This window comes from Ruthenibacterium lactatiformans (assembly GCF_000949455.1).
GTDB classification, from domain to species: domain Bacteria; phylum Bacillota; class Clostridia; order Oscillospirales; family Ruminococcaceae; genus Ruthenibacterium; species Ruthenibacterium lactatiformans.
Window position 1 is genome coordinate 1 of the sequence record NZ_JXXK01000076.1, and the last position, 3,328, is coordinate 3,328.

Below are 3,328 nucleotides of genomic sequence, written 5' to 3' on the forward strand. Positions count from 1 at the left end.
AAATAAAGGAAGACATATTGGATACGTAAATACAATAAAAAGGTTACAGCTTCACAGAAAAAATTATATTGTTTTCTGAAGTTTAGGGCATTGCAGAGAACAACCGTTAGAAGATTTCATCCCATTTCGATATTTTCGGCAATATATATTGCCTCATTAAGCGATGCTGCAGTGGTCACTTGATAAAGAACATTTTGGTCAGCCCAAGTGAGAATGTTATTTCCGGATTCGTGACAGGTCCATAAGGCATCATTTGAGCCAAAAGATATTCGATAATAATCGGAATATTCGTTATCAAGTAATACCGTTTGAGGTTCATCCATTAATAGAATTTCTACTGTACTGTATAAACCGTCCTTATTGACTGCTGCCATGTGGAAACGGGAATTATCTTGATAGGTAGACTCTACATAATAGCCCGACGGCCAGTACTTTATGTGAATGGTAGCAGGAAGGGAGTGGAGCTCTGAATCGGAAGAGAATATTATTTGATTAAATTTATCACGCCATTCGATAACGGTAGAGATGACAGCATCTTGAACGGCTTCAACAGGTGCAAAAATACAAGTAAAAACTGCGAGAAGACATGCTATAGATGCAGTGATCCGTTTTCCAGCTTTTTTAAGCATAAATAATTTTTGACGACGTTTTTCATCTGAGTCGATTTTGTGGATTTTTTGTTTGAGAAAATCAGAAGCTGGATATAGCTGATTGAGGTCATTCAAGGGAGGAAGTTGCCGCTGTTCATAAGCGGAGGCTTCAAGAACTGCGAATTCGAGAAGGGCATCAACTGATATCATGTTCTTGCTCAACTTGGCTTTCCTCCTGAAGAATATATGCTCGTAGCATATGGCGAGCTCTAGAAATGCGGACCTTTGTATTCGCTTCCGACATTCCTAATAGCGAGGCGATTTCTTTTATCCTATATCCTAGGACCGCAAGAGTTAGGGGAGCGCGATATTTTTCATCCATCTGCGATACAAAATTCACTGCCATATTTATAAGTTCGTGAGAAAATACACATTCTTCTATATCGGTGGTAACAGCGGGAAATTGTTCCCAATCGTTAATCAAATCGTTAGGATTTTCTTTGTGTTTTTTCTTTCGGAGTAAATCGATTGATGCGAACTTGGTCATTTGGATGATTAGAGCTCGAAGCCGTAAGGGATTTTCAGTTTGGATGGTGTCGATGTTATTAATGATTTTCAGAAAAACGTCTTGGGCAATATCCTCTGCATCCATATGATTTCTTGCAAGAGAATGCGCCGTTTGCAGGATTTGCCCAGTATAGTTTTCGTAAATCATTTGGAATTTACTTTTTTGTTCTGGCGTGTCCAACATCGCCAGATAAAACATAAGCATTTATTTCTCCTCCGGCATTATTCGTGTTCTTTTACGGCGGATGGTAAAGGCTGGGTCAAGTACCACTCAATATAGCTAATAATCATATTTTGCTGATATGAATTAGCGGATTGCAGCAAATGCATTATTTCTTCTGAAAAGTATTTTCCGCTATTAGAAGATTCTGCAGGAAGAAGGCTATAAGCAGAACAGTTTAGCTTTTCAGCAATTGCGTAAAGCAATTCATAGGAAGGAGCTTTGTTACCGACTTCAATATTACTGATATGTTGGTTTGTAACACCGACCATCTCGGCAAGTCTTTCTTGAGTTATAGAGCAAGCGCGTCGGGCCAACTTTATTCGCTTTCCAATATCTCGATAAAGCTTATCGTTCATGGGAATCACCTCAAGTAAAGCCTATCAGATGATAAAATATTGAGTAAGAAACTTTAAGAATATGAATATATCTATAAGATGTATTATTGCTGTAAATTATAAAATTATGAGAATTTAACTATTTCAAATGGTTGTATTATTGGCGCGTTAAAGCACAGGGTCGTAACTATACAGTGTTTTATCCGTATCTTCGGTATGCGGTAATGAAGGTTAGATAGCATTGGCTAATGTTCAAGCATATTCACCGCAAAGAAAATGTAGGGGTGCGGTGAAGTATTTGGTGCGATGAGAGAGAGTATCTTTTCGTAGCAGATACATCAAGCAGACAAGCTGTATCATTTACAACGCGATCATCTACATGGATACGAGCTCCTCCGTGTGACCTTGTCCCAAAACAAGTTCACATCAGATGGAGGAGTAAAAATGAAGTATAATCATGCCATGGCAGAGAGGGAATATAAAAGAGAATGGAAAGCAGCCAAACTCGAAATGAGGAAGGCAGGGATGCAGAGAAAGCAAATCAGGGAAGCAGCGAAAGCATATCGGCTGGAATTCAATGGTGAGCGACGTTTTTACAGAAGGACCGATGTAGTGCCAGCCTGTGAAAGAGAGGACAGGCCACCCAAAGGGGTGGATACGCTTTTTCAAGAAAGTCATTCGATGCATTCACCTGATTTGGAAGATGATATTGGCGGGCTTATCGATCAGGTTGAACGCTCCGACCTCCTTTTCTGGTTAAGGAGTCTGACCGAGCAGCAGTATCGGGTTGTGGAGCTATATACCGAGGGATATGCAACAAGCGATATTGCGCAAATACTGTCTTTAGATAAGCAAACAGTTTTGAATCATAAAAATCGAGCGGTACAAAAATATAAGTCGATTATCCCCAAAGTATCAAAAGGATAAAAAGTATACATACAAAACAGCTGAGATAAAAAATCTCAGCTGTTTTGTGCATTTTGCTGAATTTGAATAATTTTAAAAACAATGTGGTTGAAAACGGCTTTCTCAAGGGCTAGGGAGTGAGAGGGAAACTCTCGGCACTTTGAAAACAGAATATCCATCCTATACTGAACATTCTCTTCCAGCCGTAACCAGGGGTAAAACCAGGCCGGCAAGCGCGAATGGGATGCGCGAAGACAACCACGGTGGCCGTTGATAACCACTGAAACCGCAGAATATGGTATCGAGCGAATACAGTCCGCTGAAAGCACCCTGTGGCGGGGTGCAGCGCAATGACATGGAAAGAGGACAATGATACTTCCGTCCAGCCTTAGCCGCAAGCAAAGGGGGCGGCCGGCAGAGATCCTGCCGGGGGTGAGATTCCCATGATGGTACCAGCCAGTACCTACAGTATAGGATGCCCGGACAGTCAGGGGAGTAGTGTCAAATGTGGCTGTAAAATAAAAGCCATCTTCAGAAGCAAATCTGTTCTGCTTCTGGAGATGGACTTATTGAAGAGGGAGGGGTGAATATGTGGAGAGCAGTAATTGTTGTTGGAATTGTTTTTGCACTGCTGGCATACGCATGCATCGTTGTGGGCGCACGCAGTGAAGATAACCGGGCGGGCGGCAATTAATTCGCCCGCCCAG

At 41.5% G+C, this 3,328-nt stretch carries 4 protein-coding genes; 1 reads left to right on the forward strand and 3 read right to left on the reverse strand.

All coding sequences use genetic code 11. The features are described from left to right. Positions 1–116: 116 nt before the first annotated feature. From TQ39_RS19645 to TQ39_RS20630, 3 genes are read right to left on the reverse strand one after another with little or no spacing between them, the layout of a single operon-like run. Positions 117–812, reverse strand: coding sequence for a DUF4367 domain-containing protein (locus TQ39_RS19645; protein ID WP_050006785.1), 696 nt, complete (start codon positions 810–812; stop codon positions 117–119). After that, positions 787–1,362: an RNA polymerase sigma factor gene (locus tag TQ39_RS19650; protein WP_050006786.1), complete on the reverse strand. Its 576-nt coding sequence runs from the start codon at positions 1,360–1,362 to the stop codon at positions 787–789. Before TQ39_RS19650 ends, TQ39_RS19645 begins: the two co-directional genes overlap by 26 nt. A 17-nt stretch (positions 1,363–1,379) precedes the next feature. Continuing rightward, positions 1,380–1,736 carry a helix-turn-helix domain-containing protein gene (locus tag TQ39_RS20630; RefSeq protein ID WP_082052378.1) on the reverse strand — a complete coding sequence of 119 codons (357 nt, stop codon included), beginning with the start codon at positions 1,734–1,736 and terminating at the stop codon, positions 1,380–1,382. Positions 1,737–2,159: 423 nt separating this feature from the next. On the opposite strand from TQ39_RS20630, the gene TQ39_RS19655 reads away from it, so the two are divergent. Further along, positions 2,160–2,642 (forward strand): helix-turn-helix transcriptional regulator, encoded by a 483-nt coding sequence (locus TQ39_RS19655; RefSeq protein WP_050006787.1) that lies wholly within the window; start codon positions 2,160–2,162, stop codon positions 2,640–2,642. Positions 2,643–3,328: the final 686 nt, after the last annotated feature.